Source organism: Streptomyces longwoodensis, assembly GCF_001514125.1.
In the GTDB taxonomy this organism is placed as follows: Bacteria; Actinomycetota; Actinomycetes; order Streptomycetales; family Streptomycetaceae; genus Streptomyces; species Streptomyces longwoodensis.
Map to the genome: position 1 here is coordinate 112,484 of NZ_KQ948565.1, position 21,292 is coordinate 133,775.

Annotated in this window: 8 protein-coding genes; all 8 read left to right on the forward strand. The window is 73.6% G+C overall.

Annotated features, from left to right (window positions below; translation table 11 throughout):
* Nucleotides 1–20 precede the first annotated feature (20 nt).
* The gene (gene eccB, locus AQJ30_RS33605; RefSeq protein WP_067241433.1) at nt 21–1,598 is read left to right on the forward strand and encodes a type VII secretion protein EccB; all 1,578 of its coding nucleotides are present in this window, start codon (nt 21–23) and stop codon (nt 1,596–1,598) included.
* A gap of 542 nt (nt 1,599–2,140) precedes the next feature.
* Nucleotides 2,141–2,476 carry a hypothetical protein gene (locus AQJ30_RS33610; RefSeq protein WP_067241435.1) on the forward strand — a complete coding sequence of 112 codons (336 nt, stop codon included), beginning with the start codon at nt 2,141–2,143 and terminating at the stop codon, nt 2,474–2,476.
* 88 nt (nt 2,477–2,564) lie between these two features.
* A complete protein-coding gene (locus AQJ30_RS33615) occupies nt 2,565–2,873 on the forward strand; it encodes a WXG100 family type VII secretion target (RefSeq protein ID WP_067241437.1) in 309 nt (102 codons plus the stop codon).
* A 116-nt stretch (nt 2,874–2,989) separates the two neighbouring features.
* Entirely contained in the window at nt 2,990–3,460 is a 471-nt protein-coding gene (locus tag AQJ30_RS33620) for a type VII secretion system-associated protein (RefSeq protein ID WP_067241439.1), read from the forward strand.
* A gap of 125 nt (nt 3,461–3,585) precedes the next feature.
* On the forward strand, nt 3,586–7,221 hold the full coding sequence (locus AQJ30_RS33625) for an AAWKG family protein (RefSeq protein WP_067241442.1): 3,636 nt from the start codon (nt 3,586–3,588) through the stop codon (nt 7,219–7,221).
* Between the two features lie 160 nt (nt 7,222–7,381).
* The gene (locus tag AQJ30_RS33630) at nt 7,382–7,837 is read left to right on the forward strand and encodes a YbaB/EbfC family nucleoid-associated protein (RefSeq protein ID WP_067241444.1); all 456 of its coding nucleotides are present in this window, start codon (nt 7,382–7,384) and stop codon (nt 7,835–7,837) included.
* Between the two features lie 3 nt (nt 7,838–7,840).
* On the forward strand, nt 7,841–8,218 hold the full coding sequence (locus tag AQJ30_RS33635) for a hypothetical protein (RefSeq protein ID WP_067241445.1): 378 nt from the start codon (nt 7,841–7,843) through the stop codon (nt 8,216–8,218).
* Nucleotides 8,219–8,299: 81 nt separating this feature from the next.
* Nucleotides 8,300–21,292, forward strand: a 12,993-nt coding sequence (locus AQJ30_RS33640; RefSeq protein ID WP_483855236.1) for a WXG100-like domain-containing protein, incomplete at its 3' end; no start/stop codon positions are given.

Below are 21,292 nucleotides of genomic sequence, written 5' to 3' on the forward strand. Positions count from 1 at the left end.
GTACGAGTTGAGGAGAGGCTGTGCAGTCCAAACGCGACCAGGTGCAGGCCCACACGTTCATGATGGGCAGGCTCAGTTCGGGCCTGCTGACGGCCGACCCGGACGCCCCGGAGAGCCCCCTGGGACGCACCACCCGCGGGGTGGTGTTCGGTGTGCTGGTCACCGTCCTGGTCGGCGCGGGCGCCACCGTCTACGGGCTGCTGCGTCCCGGCGGCAACGACGGGTGGCGTGACGGCCCGCACCTGGTGGTCAACCGCGACACCGGTGCCCGCTACCTGTGGACCGGCACCGACGGCGTCCTGCACCCGGTGCGCAACTACGCCTCGGCGCGGCTGATCGGCGGCCCGGACCTGGAGACGAGCGACGTGGGCAGCGCCTCGCTCCGGGGCACTCCGACGGGCACCGCGGTCGGCATCCCCGGCGCCCCGGACACCGTGCCGGACCCGGCGCAACTCGACTCCGGCGCCTGGCACATGTGCGTCACCGGACCGGGAGGGGCGCTCCCCAGCACCGCGGTCGGCGCGTCGGACTCCGGTGTCGGCAAGCCGGGTGCCACCACGGTGGTCGCCGGGGCACCCGTGGACTCCCGCGCCCTGGACGGCGACCGGGCGGCCCTGGTGCGCGGCCCGGACGGCACCGAGTACCTGGTGTGGCGGGGCAGCCGGCTGCCGCTCGACCGCACCTCCGACGCCCGGACCGCCCTCGGCTACGGCTCCGAACAGCCGGTGCCGGTCTCCGCGGCCTTCCTCGACGCGCTGGCCCCCGGGCCCGCCCTGAGCCCGCCCGAGGTGCCGGGGCGGGGCGAGGACGGCCCCTCACTCGGTGGCCGGGCGAGCCGGGTGGGGCAGCTGTTCAAGGTGAGCGTGCCGGGCGGTGACAGCACGTACCACCTGCTGCGCAAGGACGGCCTGGTGCCGCTGACGCGGCTGGGCGCCGCCCTGGTGCTGGGTGACCCGGCCACCCAGAAGGAGGCCTACGGAGGGCAGTCGCCCGAGGTGCGCACGGTCGGCGCGGACGTCCTGCGCGAGCACCGGGCGAAGGACGCACCCCCGGCGGGCTCCGCCGAGCTGCCGGACGCGCCGCCCGCCGCGCTGTCCGTACCGCGGGGCAGCGCACTGTGCGCCCAGGTGGACGGCGCCGACGGCGGCATCCGGATCAGCTCGGTGCTGGTCCCGCTGACCCAGCTCGCCCCGGTGGCGGTCCCGGAGGGCACCGACCGGCTCCAGGCGGCCTGCGCGCCGCCGGACGCGGCCGTCGTCCGTCCCGGGCACGGGGTGCTGGTCCGGGCGCTGCACGCCAGCGGCGCCGCACACGCGGGCACCACCTACCTGGTGGCGGACAACGGGGTGAAGTACCGGATTTCCTCCCGGACCGCGCTGTCCGCCCTCGGTTTCGGGGCCGGGGACGTCGCCTCCGTGCCGGCGCCGCTGCTGGCGGCCTTCCCGACCGGGGCGGACCTGGACCCGGCGGCCGCTACGGGCGCCTCGCAGCCCAAGGTCACGGCCCCGGCGTGTGCCGCCTCCGAGGCGAAGGAGGCCGGCACGGCGGACACGGCAGACAGGGCGGACACGGCGGACACCGCCGGCGCCGCCCAGTAACCCGGGCGTGGGCCCCGTCCGGACCGTACGGAAAGGAACCGGTCGAAAGCGGGGTCGAAATCCAGCCGATCTGATCGCCGCATCCGCGCGGCCGGTGCCGCCGGGCGCGGGGCCGACGACGGGAATTGACCCTCAATCAGCTCCCGCGTCCGCCGCGAACCGGCGCGAGGAAAGCCCGGCACGGAGGAGAAAGCTCAAATCAACCTCAGAATATGCCGTCCGGGAGCCGGCGCATTTCCCCGGGCGACGCGGACATTTCGGAAACGGGCCGTCGCGGTGACCGTTTGCCGACTTCGCGTGCCCGCTTCGGGCCCGTATCCCGGGGAGCGGCGGAAATCCGGGCGGGTGAGCTCGTCGACGGAACACACGGATGTCTTCATCTCCAGGAAACCTTCCCGCAACTCCCCCGGTTCGCGCGGTCCTTGGCGAGCGAACCGAAGCTCAAAATCGACGCCGGAGCGCGTTGCGCGGAACGCCGGGTTCTCTTTAGCCTCAGCGGGCAACGTGGCGATCAGCAGTTGCCCGAACGAAGGGAGCGCGACATGGCGGACAGTGCCGCGAGGAAAGCGGATTACGCCAAGGGCTTGGGGGGCGTCTCGTCCCTGGAGTCCGCCCGGAGCCAGGTCGAGAAGATCCAGAACAACGTGGCCGAGCTGGCCTCGCGTTCGGGTGTCGGCGGTGACGAGGGCCAGGCCCTTCTGAAGCTCTTCCGCAGCTGGAACGCCGAGGCGCAGAAGGTCGTCGTCCAGATCAGCAAGATGATCGACGCGCTGCAGGAGAACGTGACCTCCGCCGACCGGCTGGCGAAGGAGAACCAGGACCTCACCGAGGTCCTCAACAGCAAGACCACCCAGGGCGTCTTCGAAGCACTGCTCTGATCCCCCCCACCGGCGTCGGCCCCTCGGACGACCCCGGATCCCGCTTGCTTCCCGGGCCCCGACGCCCGGCCACCCCAGAGGAGACGTCATGGCCGACGGCATCATCGACGTGCGCTATCCCGTGGTCCAGCGGACCATCGAGGAGCTGAAGGACCAGACCCAGCAGATCATCAACGCCCTCAACACCCTGGAGGACGAGCTCAAGCCGCTCGTCAGCTCCTGGGAGGGCTCCGACCAGCAGATGTACCTCCAGGTCCAGGCGGAGTGGGACCAGGCGACCAAGAACATGGCCACGCTGCTCGGTGACAGCGGCGAGCTGGTGCAGAGCATCCACGACAACCACTCCCGTGACGAGCGCAGGAGCGCCGACAACTGGGGCAACGTCCGCGCCCGGTAGCACCGGACGGGCCCCTCGCCGGCACGGCGGCCCGCACACCGGGCGCCGGCCGGCCCCACCGGCTCCCCGAGCACTGTCGACCACTCGTCCCGTACCAAGCCGCAGGAGGACGTCCCATGGCCGGTGAGAAGGCCGACGTCAAGCACTTCGACCTCAAGCAGATGGAGAACTTCCGGGACAACGAGGTCCAGCCGGTGTACACCGCCGCGAAGAAGCACCGTGAGGTCGGTGACGGCGCCCACATCCGGCCGCTCGGCCAGCTCATCGACGGGCACACCACGCCGGGCAACCTCGACCAGAACCAACAGCTCCTGCGCATCGGCAAGATGGCCACCGAGCCCCTGGTGTCGGGTCCCAAGCTGATCGAGGACATACGGGCGGCGGCCGAGGCGATCGACAAGCTGCTCGGTGACCAGATGGACCTCTTCAAGGAGCTGAAGGAAGCCCTCAGCGACACCATCGAAGAGGCCAACAAGACCAAGGACAAGAACCTCAGCGCCATCGACGCGCAGACGCTGCTCACGACCTTCCAGGAGGTCGACACCCTCACCGCCGGCGGCTCCGGCGGCGGCAAGAAAGACACCTGACAGCGCGGCGCGCGCCGGCCCGGTCCGAGGACCGCGGGCCGGCCCGCGCAGGACTCCCGGCAGCACACCCGGCACGACGACGGGCGCCGGGGCGCACGTCACGCACCGACCAGAAAGGGCGCCCGGTGGCCGACCGTTACGATCCCAACTCCGTTGCGAACCTGGACAAGTTCGACAATGCCGGCGATCCGTCGTCCGACACCTGGGCCACCCTGGTCAAGCACATCACCGGCTACCCGGTCCCGGACCGCGCCACGGTCTTCGACAACCTGCGCTCCGACCACGGCGGCAAGCTGTTCCGGATGGACATCAAGGACCGTAGCCTCAGCCTGCTGGTGCAGGACTCCGGGTTCCTGAGGAACAACGGCGAGGACTACGACATCTGGTTCTTCGACCGGGGCAAGAAGACCCTGATCAAGCAGGCCCGGATCGTCTTCGAGGGCCGGGTGAAGGCCGGCGAGGAGATCATCTTCGCGGCCCCCGGGTCCGACGACGTGCACAACGCCCAGGTCCGTGAGGGCAACGAGTTCACGGACTACAACAAGGACAAGATGAGCACGATCCCGCTCGCCCGGTACATGAACGGGCCGCGGGCGGCGCTCCTCGCCCTGCTCGGCGGCAGCACCCAGGACGCCCGGTTCAGCAACCTGAGCGTGGGCGGCGGCGACGTGGTCGACCTGAACTCCTTCAACGCCACCGGTGACTCCTTCGACTACGCCGCCAAGTTCTTCAAGGACCACGCGCTGGTCCTCAAGGACTGGGAGGACCGCTTCGGCCGGGACGACGCCAGCTGGAAGGGCGAGGCCGCGGAGGTCTTCCGCAGCCTGCTGAAGAAGATCCGCGAGAACTACGACAACTACGTCGAGACGTTCAACTCCAGCCTGGGCTCGGGCAGCGAGACGGGCACCGGCAACACCGTCTACTCCCGTGCGCTGTCCCTGGGCCGCAAGTACCTGACGGACGCGGCCGACACCCTGCTCAAGGCGTGGCTGGACTGGGCCAAGTCCCCCTACTACGACCCGCACCAGGTGCTGCGCTACGTCCTGGACGACCTGGCCCAGTGGGTGGACGCCAACAACGTAGCCAAGACCGACATCAAGGTCTCGTCCTCGCGCTACGGCAGTTCCACGTACCACGTGCCGCAGGCCGGCTTCCTGCAGGAGCACCCCGAGTACGGCGACCTCAACGACATCGCCAACTGGGCGAAGGTCGGCGACAAGGCGGTGAAGATCTGGAGCCAGGGCGTCGACGAGTACCTGGGCAAGCCCGCCGCCCAGGTGCAGTCCGCCCTCAACAACCACTTCCTCGACCTGGGCGGGGACTTCAAGGACAACCTGCCCGAACCGAAGTCGACCAGCACGGCCGCCGACGACTACGAGAAGAAGAAGCTGAAGGAGGAGAAGGACGAGGTCAACCGGCAGAACGAGGAGAACCGCAAGTACCAGGACGAGTTGCGCAAGGAGCAGGAGCGCCAGCGCGAGGAGGACCGCAAGTACCAGGATGACCTGCGCAAGGAACAGAACAAGCAGCGGGAGGAGGACAAGAAGTACCAGGACGACCTGCGCAAGGAACAGAACCAGCAGCGCGAGGAGGACAAGAAGTACCAGGACGACCTGCGCGCCCAGCAGCAGCGCGAGCAGGACGAGGCCAAGAAGTACCAGGACGACCTCCGCAAGGAACAGAACCAGCAGCGCGACGAGGACAAGAAGTACGCGGACGAGCTGCGCGAGGAGCAGCGCCGCGAGCAGGAGGAGGCCAAGCGCGAGGCCGAGGAGCAGCGCAAGGCCGCGCAGGAGAGCCTGGACGGCCTCAACGACCCCGATACGGTCAAGGAGCAGAACCTCGACGGCCTCGACGGCCTGCTGAACGGCAACCTCCCGGTCACCGAGAGCGCCGGCGACCTGAACGGCGACGGCAACCAGACCACCACCGGCGACGTCCCCCCGGTCACCAGCCTGGCGAACCTCGGCCCGCTCAACACCGGCTCCGGCAACGACGCGGTCACCCAGAGCCTGGGCGGCCTCGGCGGCCTCAACAACGGCGGCGGAACGTCCCTGCGCACCCCGACCGGCGGCAGCACCCAGCTCCAGGACGGCAAGCTCACCACCGGTTTCCCGGACGGCAGCAGCACCTCCTTCGACCCGGACACCGGCGTGCTCACCACCACCCACCCCGACGGCTCCGTCACCACGACCGACCTCGGCAACGGCGCCAAGGTGACCAACCCGGACGGCTCGGTCACGTCCCTGGGCGACGACGGCAAGCTGACGACCACCTTCCCCGACGGCACCACCCAGACCGTCGACCCCACCACCGGACAGGCGACGACGACCGACCCGGGCGGCCACACCACGACGACGGACCTGGGCAGCCTCACCGGCCTCAACGGCAGCGACGGGGTGCTGGACACCCCGACCGGGGGCAGTACGCAGCTCACCAGCGGCGGCGACCTGACCACCGACTTCCCCCACGGCGGCCACAGTTCATTCGACCCGGACACCGGGGTGCTCACCACCACCCAGCCCGACGGCTCGGTCACCACCACCGACCTCGGCAACGGCGCGACCGTCACCAACCCGGACGGCTCGACGACCAGCCTGGGCGACGACGGCAAGCTGACGACCACCTTCCCCGACGGCACCACCCAGACCGTCGACCCCACCACCGGGCAGACCACCACGACCCACCCGGACGGCACCACCAGCACAGAGAACCTGGGCAGCCTGGGGAACCTCAACGGCAACCAGCAGCTCGGCGGCCTCCCCTCCGACGTGACGACCGAGTCGCTCGGCGACCTCGGCGGGCTGAACGCCGGCCACTCCGGCCTGGACACCCCGACCGGAGGGTTCACCGCGCTCGACGCCGACGGCGACTTCACCACCCAGTTCGGCGACGGCAGCCACAGCGTCTTCGACCCCGACAACGGGATGCTGACCAGCACGCACGCCGACGGGTCCACCACGACCACCGACCTCACCCACGGCGCGAGGGTCACCAACCCGGACGGTTCCATCACGTCGCTGGACAACGGGCAGTTGACGACCACCTTCCCGGACGGCAGCAAGCAGGTCATCGACCCGGACACCGGCATCGCCACGGTCACCGACCCCCGGGGCCACACCGAGACCGTGAACCTGCACGACCTCAACTCCTCAAGTGGTCACGGCCCTTCGAGCTCCCTCGGGGGACTGGACGACCTGGACCGCATCGGCGGGAGTCCCACCACCTCACGGGACGTGCCGCTGTCCGACCTGGGGCTCGGCAGCGGCGGCCTCGGTCCCGGCGGCGGCACGGCGGCCGCCACGGCCGGCGGCCTCACCGCGGGGTCCTTCACCACGGACGGCAACGGGGTCGCCCCGCTCTCGGAGGGCGGGACCGCACCCCTCGCCGCGGCCGCCCAGGCCGGCGCCCCGGGCACCCCCGGGACACCCGGCAGCCCCGGCATGCCCATGGGTGGCGGCACGGGCGGCATGGGCGCGGGCGGCGAACGGGGCAACGGCGAACGGGTCCGTGCCGTCCTCGTCGACGCGGCCGAGGAGAGCGAACGGCGCAACCGCCGCCGGCGCAGCCCCTGGAACCGGCAGGAGGACGACGACACGTTCCTCGCCCCGGCCTCCCGCGTGGCGACCACCGGCGGCGACTCCCCCGAGGAGGAGCAGGAGCCCGGCCGCAGGGCCACCACCTCCGCCGACTACCTGGAGGAGGACGCGGACGTGTGGGGCACCGAGGAGGGCGGCACACCGGCCGTCATCGGCCGGTGACCGGCACCCGCGCACCGCACGCCGTGCGACCCCGCCCGTCACGCCCCGGCGGCCACCAGGCAAGATCAACGGGTGAGTTGGTGCACCGGCCGGCCGGACCGACGCCGGACACGGACACCGGGCCGCACCCACGGACCCACGGAAGCAAGGAGGCGCGAGCGTGACGGAACCGCTGGAGAAGCGCCTGGAGAAGGCGATGGCCGAACTCCAGGCCGCTCAGGAGGCGATGGCGCGCACCGAACGCGAGCTGCGCCAGGCGTCGTTCGCGGTGCTCTCCTCCGACCGCGCCGTCCGGGCGACCGTGGGGCCGCAGGGCGAACTGACCGGGATCGAGTTCCTGGAGAACAAGTACCGCGACATGTCGCCGCAGGAGCTGGCCGCCAGCGTCCTGGAGGCGGCCGCCGCGGCCCGCGTCAAGGTGAACCGCCACGTGATGAAGGCGATGGCGCCCTTCACCGAGCCCAGCAGCAACGTGCCGGAGCTGAAGGGCTTCGAGGTCGACTGGGAGCGCATCTTCGGACCCGAGGTGCTGCGCGACGACGACGAGGACACCGCCCGCGGCTCGGGCCACGGCCCGGGCTGGCGGGACGCGCTCGACGAGGACGGGGAGGACTGACCGGTGGGACAGCGCTACTACGTGGACCCGCACCGCATCGAGGCCCTGGCCGGGCAGCTCGAGGAGATCGGTTCGCTGGCCCGGAGCATGACCGAGCAGTTCCTGGACGAGCTGGCCCCCACGGCCAGCTGGCCCGGCACCGACGGGGAGTTCGCCGAGAAGGCGAAGCCGCAGGAACAGAAGGAGCGGCAGACCACCAAGGACACGATGATGTCCATCCGCGACGCCCTGGTCGGCATCACCGACGCGACCCTCAGCCAGGTCCGGATGATGAAGGACACCCGGGACCGCAACATCGACGACATCGAGCAGCGCACCAGCCGGATCGACACCCACGGGCTGAACGGCGACGGGGGCCCGAGCGGGCATGGTCGCCGCTGACCCCAGCGTCCCGGGCCGCTCCCCCGCCACACCGGGAGCGGCCGCCGCGCGCTGCCCGCACGCCCGCCGAGGGGACCACCGATGAGCCTGAAGGCATCGCCCGAGGTCAACGCGATGATCTTCATCCTCACCGGGGAGAAGCTCATCGACGCCGACGAGGACCTGGCGTACGAGAGCCGCAAGCCCTACTCCGGCCTGGGCCGCAAGCTCGACCGCATGTCCTCGCTGATCGAGAAGTCGGTCCACGACATCGCCGAGTCCATGCCGGACGACCTGGCCAAGTCGTACGCCAAGGCGATGGGCGTGCTCATCGACGACGCCGGCAAGAACTACCTGCGCGAGTTCGCCGAACAGCTCGACAAGATCGCCGAGGGCCGCCGCAAGACCTCCATGGACATCATGGAGTCCAAGTGGCAGGTCATCGCCGAGGTCATCCGGCTGCTCATCGAGATCGCCCTCTACCTGGCGATGTCCTTCTTCACCGGAGGCGCCTCGGCCAGCCAGATCATGATGGCCAAGCTGCGCAGCCGGTTCGCGATCCTCACCACGCTCAGCCACCTGCTGCACCGCCTGCACCTCGCCCCCTCCCTGACCGAGGCGTTCGCCGAGGCGTTCACGACCTTCGCGGTGCGGCTGGCGATGATGAACTTCGCTCCCAACGGCCGCCGCCCGGACCGGTTCGACTGGAACGACATCCTGAAGTCGGCCGCGTTCGGCGCCGCGGCGGGCTTCTTCACCAGCGTCTTCGACGACTTCGCGAAGCGCATCGTGAAGGGCTACGACAACAACTTCCTGAAGGGCGGGTCCGACTTCAAGAAGCCGCCCACCTTGCGCGACACCCCGGACATCGACCTCAAGCCCACCCCCACCCCGCACCGCGACACCCCCCACGACCGGCCCGGCCCGGACCCGTCCACCAATCGCCCCACGCCCCCGGCCCACACCCCCACCACCTTCCGCGACGGCCCCCTGTCCTTCCGGAACAACCCCACGCTGTGGCGCAACAACCAGCTGCTGCGGAACAACGCCGACCGGCCGGGTGCCCTGGCCGGCCACTACGGTCTGAAGGGCGTCGCCGACTTCCTCGCCGCGGGCTCCGGCGAGGCGCTCGGGGAAATCCTGATCAAGGGCGCCTTCGACGGTGACTGGAGCACCAGTTGGTCGACCTTCGTGGGTGCCGGCATCAGCAGCCAGGTCGAGGCGAGCCTCATGGGCACCGCCATCAACAGCAGCGCCGAACTCCGCCACGCGATCGACAAGTTGCGCATGCAGCCGCCCACCGTCTCCGGCGGCGACCACGGCCCCGCCGATGCCCCGCGCTCGCGTGACGGCAGCGGCACCACGAAAACCGACAGCGACGGCGATCGCACCGGTGGCCCCGACCGGGACGCCACGGGTGACGGCACCACCCCCGCACCCGTCAGCGGGCAGACGAGCAACCCCGGTGGTCTCGACGGCAGTTCCACGACGTCCACGCCCGTCGTGCAGGGCACGCCACCGCCTCCCTACACGGCTGTGGACCCGCCGGCGTACTCCCCCGGCCCGCTGCCGATGACCGCCGCCGAGAACGCGCTGTGGCAGCAGGTCCACACCGGCACACCCGACCTGCGCGACCAGGCGCTCCGCGACATCGCCGCCCTGCGCGGCTCGCAGCAGCCCACCGGAACCGAGATCGGGGTCCGCGACGCGCTGCACGGAAACCTGTCGCAGCTCCCCGAGGTACGCGTGGTGCCCGCCGGGAACGGTCCGGCAGCCCAGGTCGACGCCGACGGCGTCCGCCGCGCACTCGACTCGCTCGGCGTGCCGGTCACGGTGGACACGCCGCACTCCCTCGACACCCCGGTGCGCCCGGACGTCCCCGCCGGGGATACTCCGGTCCGCTCGGACGCCGCCGCTGTCGACTCGCCGGTCAGCTCGGACGTCCTGGTCGGCGACATGCCGGTCCACTCGGACGCCCCCGTTGGCAACACCCCGGTCCGCTCGGAGGCCCCCGCCGTCGACGGCCGGACGCAGACGCCTCAGTCCCAGCCCCAGCCCCAGGCCACCCGCACCCCGGACGCCACCCGGCTCACGGCGGACGGCCAGCGGTCCACCCCGCACCCGGACCAGACCGCCGCTCCCACGGCCGATGACCTCCCCGGCACCGCCGGCGCACCGGACGGCGACACCGTCACCGGCCCTGCCGACAGCAGCAGCACCACCGACTCGTCCCGGCCCCGCCCCGACACGGCCCCGGCATCCGACACCGCCGGCACCGCACCGCCGAAGGTGACCACGACCAGCTCCGCCGACGGTCGCTCCGACGCTTCATCGCTCGGTGATCCCGACGTGAAGGCCGGTCCCGGCCTCGCGGGCGCCGCCGATCCCACCCGGGCGCCCCTCACCGTCGTGGTCTCCGAGCTGCCGCCCCCGGTTTCCGGGTCGCCGGAGGCCGCCGCGCTGCTCGACACCGCCGGCGCCGACCGGGCCCTGGTCCTCGGCCCGCCCGCCTCGGCGGACGGGACAGGGCGACCGGTGCGCCCAGCCGTCGAACTCACCCGCGAGGGTCCGGGCCGGCCCGTCCAGGTCCGCACGCTCACCGGCCCGCCGCCTTCCCCCGCGCCGGACACAGCCGTACCGGGCGCTGACGCCGGCACCGACTTCCCCGGCTCCGACGTGCTGTTGCCTCTCGCCGACGCCCTCGGCGCGCCCGCCACCGTCGATCCCGCGCCCCGGCCCGTCACCGAGAGCGGTCCCGCCGTCGGCAGCGGCCCAGTCGCCGACACGGCCTCGGACACCGTCCCCGACGCGCCTCCGCCGGGCGAGAAGCCGATCCGCACCGAGTCGACGGCCCCACACGCGACCCCCCTGTCCGACAAGCTGCTGTCGGACACACCGCCTCTGGCACGCGACGACCGGACGACGCCCGAGCCCATCACCGACACTTCCGCTCCGTCCAAGCTCGCCACCCTCTCGCGCCCCTGGGCGGAACCCGCCACCGACCTGCACCTGGAGTCCGGCGACGGCCCCGCGGGACGCGACGGAGCGCTGGGCGGCGGCATCGGGTCCGGCAACGGGAGTACCCCGCCCCCACCGCCGCCGACCTCACCACGCAACGAGCCCGCGCAGCCTCTTACTCCCATCGCCCCGGCGCCTGCGCCTGCGCGGATCGTCGTACGGCCGTCGGACAGCGCGGCCGACACCGGCGCCGGAACGGCCCGCAGCGAGCGGCAGCCGACCGTCACCACCCTCACCGGTCACACCGTGCCCGTGGCGCAGCTGCGGCGCTGGATGCCGGACGCGGCGACGCAGCCACAACCGGGCCGCGCCGTACGGACGTTGACCATCTCGCAGAGTCCGGCCGAGGACGGCACCGCGCACAGTGAGGCCCGCCGCGCGCTGCTCGGACAGGACACGTTCCGCAGCGTGCGGACCACCTCCGCCGGCCCCGCCACGGAGCCGGGCGGCACACCCGGCCCGCCCCGCACCGTCTTCACCGGCCCGCCGACCCCCCTTCCCGGCTCCGGCAGCCGCAGCACCGACCCGGAGTCGTCCGGCACCGAGCAGGGTGCCGACTACTTCGGCTCGCACGGCACCCCGCGCACCGTCACGCTCGGCACGGACGACGCCGTACACCCCACCGTGAAGGTGAGCGGGGTGCAGCTCGGCGAGGTGCTCAAGTCCTGGTTCCAGGACGGCGACGCCAACCGTCCGATCGTGCTGTACTCCTGCGAGACGGGACGGCAGCCGGAGGTGGCGGGCCTGCCGGTGGCGCAGCACGTGGCGAACCGCACCGGCCGGCCGGTGTACGCGCCCACCACCGAGGTGGGCACCGCCCGTGACCGTGACGGCGCCGTGCGCGCTGTCCTGACCGAGGGCGCGGACGGGCCGGGGCGCTGGCGGCTGTTCACGCCCGAGCCCACCGGCGCCCGCCTGGACGAGCTGGCCCGGGACGCCGGGCTGCACGCCGGTCCGGACCCGGCCGACGCCTTCACCCGCGCCCGTACGCTCCAGCAGATCCGCACCCTGCGCGACGCGCTGGGGCCCGATGCCGAACAGCGTCCGGAGAACCGCGAGTTGCTGGCCGGCCTCGCCCTGGTCGACGGCCTGCGCTGGCTCAGCCGGGACGGCGCGGACCGCTACGGCGACGGCCGCATGACCCCCGACCTGCTGCGCCGGATGGTCACCGACTGGAGCGGTACCCGGCAGGGCACGGCCGCTCCCACGGCCGAACCCACTCCCGAGCAGTACACCGCGTTCCTGCGCGCGGCGGCCGGACTGCGCACCACCGCGGGTCCCGACGCCACGCTCGACACCCTGATCCCCCCGCCTCCGCCCGCGCTCCCGCCCACCACCCTGGTCTCACCCCAGGACGTGCGCGGACTGACCTACGCGCCCGCCGCGCAGATCACCTGGTCGTTGTCGGACACCCCGCTGCCGCTCGCGGAGCTCGGCCTCAGCGCTGCGGACGCCGCCGAACTCGCCCGCCGCAGACCCGATCTCGTCCCCACGCCGAGCCGGCCGGAAAGTCTCGCCCAGGACCTGGCCCTCAGTTCGACCGACACCACGCTCACCTCCGCCCCCACCCTGCGCGCGGACGGAGTGACCTTCGCCCGACTGGACACTCCCGGTGGCGGCAACTGCCTGTTCAGGGCGCTGCTGGACAGCGCCCGCAGCCGTCCGGTGCCGCCCGCCTGGGCCGCGCGGAACGTCGCCGGCCTGCGCACCCTGCTGCGTGACCGGATCGCGGGCACCGAGCTCGGCACCGCCGCCGCCACGGCGTTCCCCGACCCGGTGTACTCCGTGGTCGACGACCTGCGGGTCCGTGCCCTGGCGGGCGTGCGCGACCCCGCCGAGCGCGACCGGCTCACCCGCGAGTGGAACCGCGTCGCGCAGGCCGTCGTGACCCACGGCGATGCCGAGCAGTGGCGGCGGTTGCTGCGCGCCAGTGACTACCCCCAGCTCGCCGACATCGCCCCCACACCCGCCGACGCCCGCCGGCTGGGCCCGGGCGCCCTGGTCGCCGCGGCCGCCGAGCACCCCGGGCTGTGGGCGTCGCCCTTCGCCGACCTCCTCCCGGAGGCCCTGGCCCACACCCTGGACCTGGACCTGCGGCTGGTGCAGCCCGACCCGCGGGTGTCGGGCCGGACCACGGTCACCTCCCTGCACCCCGGGGGCAGCGGCGGCACCCTGCACCTGGCGTACAACGGCACCGACCACTTCGACGCCCTGGTCCCGGCCCCAACCCCGCCCGCCCCGGACCCGGCCCCGTCCCGGGCCCCGGCCACCCCGCTCCAGCAGGAGGCCCCCACCCCGCCCCCGCCCCACCAGGACACCACCACCCCGCCCCCGCTCCCCCGGGACCCGGCCCACGAGGCCCCCGTGGGCACGCCACCCGACGCACCGACGCCCGACGCACCGACGACGGACGCACCGACGACGGACGACAGCGCGGAGAAGGCCGGGAAGACCGGGGAGACCGGGGAGACCAAGGCGACCGACGAGGCCGGGACCCCCGACCGCGGCGATCCGGTCCCGCTGGAGACGCAGCTCGAACGACACCGTCCGGCACGCCTGTTGACCGGCCAGGACGCCCCGCCCCCGGGTCCGGCGCCCCGCACGGTCACCTTCGCCGACGGCAGCCGACTGCCCACGGTCCTGCTCGACCCGGGGGCCGACCCCGACGACGGCGCCACGGGCGAGGGTGCGCGGGCGACCGACGGTCCGTCACGCGGCGACCGTACGGGCCTGTTCACCGGCCTGGGCGTCACCACGCTGCGCTCGCCCGAGCAGGTGGCCCGGCAGATCATGGAGGGCCTGCCCAGGCACCTGCGTGCCCGGTTCGACGAGGCGGAGCTGCTGCGCCTGCTCACCGACCAGCCCAGTGCCTTCACCGCCCCGCGCGGTGCCCGTCTCGTGGGCCGTGAGAAGTCCGGCGTCGGCCTGGAGCTGACCGTCGAGGCCGTCCCGTACCACCGCTGGGAGCGTTTCTCGGACGTCGACGGCGGCACCGTACGCCTGGACACCATGCGGCGAGGTCAGGCCGGCACCGGCGGTGGGCGCAGCGTCGGCTTCGGGCGCCGCATCGCCGGTGCACTCAGCATGGGCCCGCCGCTCAACTGGCTGCTGAAGATCGGCTTTTCCCTGGGCTGGACCCGCAGGACCGACTACGTCCAGGGCACCCAGGCCTACAACCAGTCCGAGTGGCGCGCCCACGAGGGCTCCCACCTGCACCTCGACGACGTGTACTACCGGGTGCAGGTGGACCGCGTCACCGAGGCGCCCGCGACCCCCACGGGCCCGGACGGCCGAACAGCCCCCACCACGGGCCCGGCCGACGGAACAGCCCGCACCACGGGCCCGGACGGCGGACCATCCCCCACCACGCGCACCACCTCATCCGCCGACTCGCCCGCACCGCGTCCGACGTGGCACCGCACCCAGCTGCACACCGCCGGCTTCGGCATGCGGGACGGGCTCAGCTGGCGGCTGCCGGACGACCTCACCATGCCGTTCGCGGGCCCCCGCCGCGCGCCCCGCACGCTCACGTTCCCCGACGGGACCGAGCCGCGGGTGACCGACACCGGCGGACTGCACCTGGTCGACCCGCCGGAGGACGTCGCGCTGGCCATCTCCGGTGCGAGGCCCGGAAGTTCGGCGCACCGCACGGTGGTGTCCTACGTGCGGCCGACCCGGCTGCTGGCCCTGTTCGGGCGGATGACGAGCCCGGTCACCGGCCCCGAGCTGACCCGGGGCAGCGGCCAGCACCCGCTGGGCCACCTGATCGTGGAACGCTCCGTGCCGCACCGGGCCACCCTGGTCGCCGAGTCGGTCAAGATGGAGCTGCGCGACCTCACCCAGACCACGTACCAGAACCAGCGCGGGCACGTCCGCGACACCCGCTTCGGCATCCAGGTCACCGCCGGCCCCAACTACACCCTCGTCGGCCCCGAGACGGACGTGCGCCTGCAGGGCGGTCCGCTCGTCCGGGCCGACCTCACCAGCGGGCGCGGCCACTACCTCGGCACCGACGCGGCCCGCAAGACCACCGGCCGGGTGCGCAACCACCCGATGGCGCTGTACCGGGTCGAGCGCACGCTGATGGTGCGCATGCCCGGCGAGCCGGCGTCGGCGGCCCGTCCGGTGCGGGTGGTCAGCCTGGACTGGATGTCCACCCAGGACGCGCGCCGCCTGGCCGGCTGGGACAGTCGTACGCCCGGCCGGACCGGCCCCCACCCGGACGCCGAGCCGCCCGTGCCGTGGTACCTGACGCGGGAGGACCCGGTGCACCTCAGCGGCCAGGTCCGGGCCGAGGGTTTCCGCCCCGACCGGCCGCAGGAGCCCGCGCAGACACCCCCGCAGGCGCAGACCGAGCAGGCCGGAACGGCCCCTGCGCGACCGGCCCAGCAGCCCCCGACGTCCGAAGGAGAGCAGCGGCCGCCGCAGCCGCAGGTCACGGCTCCGCAACCCGCCCCGCCGGACCCCTTGGGGGCCTTCACCGACGCCGTCCTGGACACGCTGCACCGCTCCTACCCGTCCCTGTTCGTGCCGCCGCTCATGCTGCGCCACCCCCGGCTGGCCAGGTTCTGGTACGGCGACGGCCGGATGCGTACCGCGCTGCACAACGACCGTCAGGTGCGCGAGGCCCTCAACCGGCCGAGCCTGGCGCAGAGTCTGGACGACCTCACCACCACCGGCGTCCCGGTCACCCTCACCGAGGACGGCAAGGTGCGCCGCGGCCACCACACCCTGATCCTGCGCGCACGGCTGAGCGACCGGCGGTTCGAGACCACCCTGACCGAGCGCTCCCTGCGCAACGCCGTCGTCGGCACCGAGGTCTCCGGCCAGGGACAGCAGGCGTCCATCACCCTCTCGGGCGGTGTCGAGCTCGGCATCTCGCCGCGCGACCACGACAAGGTGCCCGAGGCGGGAGTGCCGCGCCAGACCGGCAACGTCACCGTCGGCGCCCGCTACGCCAAGACCGACCAGAGGGCCACCAGGAACACCGTCGCGGTCACCCACGACCACCTGGCCTTCGAGAACGGCACCGACCTCTACAGCTACCGGGTGGAGCTGGGCGCCACGTTCGAAGGGCACCGCCGGCCGCGGGGCTGGGCCCGCCTGGCCACGGTCGGCCTGCTCGGCGCGGGTGTCTTCGTGGAAAAGGTCGAGGAACGGCCGCTGTTCACCCGTGGCACCGAGACCGTGGGCCGGGTGGAGCTGGCCGTGCCCGCCGCGCACGGCTCCGAACGCCACGCCCCCGCGGACCCGAGCACCGGCCGGCCCGCACCGGCCCCCACGACCGCCCCGCGGCAGCTGTCCGCCGTCGAGGCGGACCAGCTCCTGGACGGCACCCGTCCGCCGCAGCGGGTCGACTCCGCCGACCGGCGCCTCACCCTGCGCCTGCTCGGCGCACCGCACGTGGTGCTCGGCACCGAAGGCGGCCGGCAGCGCCAGCAGCTCGTGCAGGACACCGCCGACCGGGCCACCGGCTCGTCCTGGCACGTGAGCGCCCCGGGCGCCCCGGCCCGCACCGCGCTGCGCCGCGCCATGGCGAACCTCAGCGTGGCCGGTCAACTCGGCCAATACCTCGGCCCGTTCGGCTCGCGCATCGCCGGGCTGTCCGGCGCGGGACCGCTCCAGACGCACTACCTCAAGGCCGCGGTCCGCGGCGAGCTGCACAACCTGCGGGTCAAGAGTGACCCGAAACCGTCGACCCTCGAGAACACCATCGGCAACGAGCACCGTGTCGTCGGCAGCGCGAGCACCGTCGCGCACGCCACCCTGGGCCTCCAGGGCTCCGACATGCCGCTCCAGCAGGCGCCCGGCCAACAGCCCGTGGTCGGCACCTACTCGACGGCCCTGCAGTACGCCTGGGGCCGCGGCCAGAGCGTCTCGCAGACCCTGACGCGCGGGCGCAACACCACCCTCGCCTTCGCCGGGCGCATGTACCTGGTGGTCGCCGACGCCGTCGAGACCGTCGCGGTGCGCGACCGCTGGACGGCCGCGATGGGCCTGGCCGGCACCCGTGCCGGGACCCGGATCAGCTCCGCCGCCGGGCGCCTCTCGGAGCACCTCGGCCGCCGCCTGGCCCCCCGCCGCGCCGCCGCCGCGCTCCACCGCGTCCGCGACGCGGTGATGTTCCACCTGCCGATGCAGGACGCCATCGAGGCCGGGCTCGCCCCGGACGGCCTGGACACCACCACCCCGCACAACCTCGGCGGCGGCTACCGGGTGCCCGGCTTCCTGCGCGGCAGGCGCTTCCCCACCCACCCCAGCGGCAGCCTGGACGCGAGCCGCGCCGCCCGGCACCTGCTGCCGCAGCTCGAGAAGATCGGCGTGCCCTCGCACGACCGCGAGCAGGTCCTGCAGCGGCTGTCACCCGACTTCCTCCGCGCCCACCTGCACGAGCTGACCACCGACGGGATGACCCTGCCCGTCCGCCACCGCACCTGGCGGAGCCCGCACCACCTGCCGGTGGGCGGCAGTCCGGCTCAACTGCACTTCAAGCTGACGCCCGTCACCACCACCGTGCAGCGGCTGCGCACCGGCTTCGAGCTGGAGGACTACCGCACCATCGCCCGCGACGACGCCACCGCCGTCTCCCAGGACCGCGGCGCCGACGTGACGCTCAGCGCCGCCCAGCGCGCGGCGGCCGACAGCGGCGGCGTCCTCACCGCCAGCCCGTCGGCGCAGGGCACGGCAGCCAAGCAGCGTTCCGGCGCGCGGACCGAAACCCACGGCAGCACCGCGATGCCGAACATCGCCACCACCCAGGCGCACGCCGAGGTCGTCACCAGCTACGTGCTCACCGTCTCGATGACCGACGCGACCGGCACGCCCCTCGCCCCCCGCACCGGCGCCTCGGTCGGCACCCTCAACGAGATGCTCCCGGCCGGCCTGCTCACCCCGAACGGTGACGGCTCGGACGACGCACTCACCGAGCAGGACGTGCCGGAGCCGGAACGCGCGGTGCGGCTCCTGACCGCCGACCAGGCCCGCCCGGACGGCATCGCCGCCTGGCGCGGCACCAGCGGTCCCCAGCCCACGAGTTCGGGGACCTCGGACACGGCCGGCACGGACGCGGCCTCCACCGACTCCGACGTCCTGCCCTTCGACGACCGCATCGGCTCCGGCATCCTGGCCGTCGACGTCCGCGGCGCGGCCAACGTCCGGGACGGACTGACCCTCGCCACCGCCCGCGCGGACGGCTTCGGCGACAGCGACCTCGGACGCCGCCACACCGGCGACCAGCTCGACGCCCGCGTCCGCATGGCCCACCTCACCCCGCTCACCGGCCTGGGCACGGCCCCCGCCCAGGCCCAGCAGGAAGCCACCTCGCAGGGCGGCCTGACCGCCGGCTTCCGCGAGGCCCTCGGCCCGAACGGCTCGCCGCTGCCCACCCAGTCCTCCGCCCGCCTCTTCGGCCAGTCCCACACCGCGAACTCCCGCCTCTACGCCAAGATGCACCGCACCGGCGCCCGGCTGCTCGCCGTGGAGAACAAGCCGCGCATGGAGGCCATGCAGCGCCGCAAGACCTCCGACGCGCTGGAGGCCGGCATCACCGACAACGTCGAGGGCGCGGTGGGCACGTCGCCCCTGGCCGGCAACAGCAACGCGGGCATGACCAACCCCGGCGCCACGGTCCCGGTCGGCGGCGCGAACGACACGACCGCCCTCAAGGGCTCCGCGGACACCACGCTCGGCACCCACCTGAAGGTCGTCACCGAGCGCAGCATGCTGTTCGCCGTACCGGTGAGCTGGCTGGCGGTCTCCGAGGTGCACCACCAGATGACCGACAGCCGCCCGCTGCACGCCCTCGGCAAGGCCCGGCGCGGCCCCCGTGCCGCGGAGGCCCGCACGTCCGCGCTGGTCTGGCTGCGCGAGGACATCGCCCGTGACTACGGCCTCCTCGACGACACCACCCACCCCGCCGAGGTGAGCGCCGCCTGGGACGCCCAGGCGAAGGCGGCGGCCGACCTCGCGACGGCCGAGCAGCGCTACTACGACGCCCGCGCACGGGCCCGCGACACCTGGCTCGACCTCACCCCGCAGGAACAGGCGGCGCAGGGCGCCTCCACCGACCCGCCCGCAACCGCGCCCGTGTCCGCCGCCGTCGCCGCCTGGCAGGCGGCCCGCACCGGGGTCCGCCTCTGGGAGCAGCGCACCGACGCCGCCGCCGCCGAGCACCACCGCCTGCACCTCGCCGCGAGCCGCCTCACGGCCCACCACCGGGGCCAGTCCCCCGCGCCGGCGCCCGAGCAGGCCACCTACACCGAGCCTGCCTGGCGGTCCGAGGCGCCCGCGCCGTACACCGTCAGCGACGCCACCGGCTCCACCCCGCGCACCCTCACCTCGCCGGACGGCGCCACCGTGCGCGAGGTGCACGACGTACCGCACGACGGCGCCTCGTTCTTCCACGCGCTGCTCGCCGTCGCCCAGGACCGGGGCAGGCTGCCCCACCTGCTCGGGACCGACCTCGCCGAGCGGTTCACCGCCGCCCCCGGCGACCCCGCGGTCACGGCCGAGGCCGTCGGCGCCGCCCGCGACCGCCTCGCCTGGGAACTGGGCGAGGACAGCAACCAGGACCTGCTCGACTCCCTCGCCCTGGACGCCTCCGACACCTTCACCCAGGACGAGGTCGACGCCGCCGGGCTGAAGTTCACCCCGGCCCAGCAGGCCGAGTTCGACGCCTTCGGCCGCCTCCCGCAGACGTACTGGCCGACGCCCGGCCAACGGGTGGCGCTGGCCGTCCTGGCCCTGTCCCGCCCGTTCGCGAGCGAGCCGCGCCAGGACAGCGGCACCCCGGCGGACGGCGAGCAGGCCGCGCCCGTCCGCCGGGCCGGCGACCACGGCGGTGCCGACCTGCTGCCCGCCCTGGCCGCCCGGGTCCTGGGCACGCCGCTCACCGTGGTGACCGGCGAGGGCCGCAGCCAGCTCTTCCTCCCGCACGGCGCCGACCCGGCCACCGTACGGCCGGCCACCGACCCGGTGCTCTTCGCCGCCGGGGACTTCTTCCACGCCACGCTGCCCCCGGGCACCCCCGCGCCGGTCTCCACCCCGCTGCCGGCTCCCGCCGACCGGGCCGAGGACGCATCCGGAACGACCACGGCCACGGCCGACCCCACCCACGCCACGCCCCGGCAGCCCTCCCCGCACCGCAGCCACACCACGCCCCCCTGGATGCCGCCCGCCCAGGGCTCGGGCCCGCGCTACCGCCTCGCCCGCGACGGCGTCCTCACCGCACCCGACGGGGCCACCTACGCCCAGGGCACGCCGACGGGCCGCGGCAACGGCTTCTTCGGCGCGCTCTCCACCGCCCTGCGCCAGGCCGCCGAACAGCCCGGACTCCACCACCGCGAGGCGGCACGCCTGCGCACCCGCGCCGGCGCCACGCCCTCCCAGCTGATGCGCCTCAACGGCCTGCCGGGCGAGGCCGCCGAGCGCGACGCGCTCTTCACGCCCCCGCCCCTGCGGGTCAGGCCGGGCGCCCCGACCCCCAGCCCCCAGGCCCTCGAAGGACACCTGCGCCGCCACCTGTCCGAGGCCCCGTGGGGTCCCGAGGCCGACCGCGCGGTGGCGCGGTGGGCCGCCGCCGCGACCGGCACCACGGTCACGCTGATCGAGGAGAACGGCACCGCCCACACCTATGCGGGCCCCTCCACCGACAGCCCCCACCTGCGCCTGCGCCGCCGCGGCGGCGACTTCGTCCCCCTCCTGCCCCGCACTCCGGCACCGGCACCGACGCAGCAACCGGCACCACTCCACATACAGGCCGAGGAAGAGGCACGCGACCTCAGCACGCTGTCCGGCAACAACAGCACTCCCGGCACCGCCGACGACAGCGGCACCACCAGCACGGACGCACCGGCACCGGCTCCCGCGCCGGCTCTCCGCCCGTTCAAGCTGGGCAGCTTCGAGTTCACCAACCTCAACCAGACGGACCGCTACCTCGACAAGGCCGTCCGCATCGCCGAACTCCTCGACGAGCACGCCACGATCAAGAACTACATCGGCGACCGCACCGTCCGCATCACCCTCCACCTACGCACCACGGAGACCCCCGCCGACGTCATCGACCGCGGCGACGACGGT